Here is a 204-nt window from a genome sequence, read left to right on the forward strand (position 1 = left end):
ACCATCGGCGCTAGAGAGCTTAACTTCCGTGTTCGGTATGGGAACGGGTGTGACCTCTCTGCCATCATTACCAGACTTTTATCATTATACACATTCTTTTCAGAATGTCAAAAGGAATTTTAAATATATATTCCTTCAAAACTAGATAACATTGCTTCATATTATATGGTTAAGTCCTCGATCTATTAGTATTCGTCAGCTCCA

Annotated in this window: 1 other annotated feature. The window is 37.3% G+C overall.

Features of this window, described 5'->3' with window-relative positions:
- Positions 1-75, minus strand: a sequence feature (5S ribosomal RNA rRNA prediction is too short).
- Positions 76-204: the final 129 nt, after the last annotated feature.

The organism is Bacillus sp. COPE52, from assembly GCF_003355115.1.
Lineage (GTDB): Bacteria > Bacillota > Bacilli > Bacillales > Bacillaceae_G > Bacillus_A > Bacillus_A toyonensis.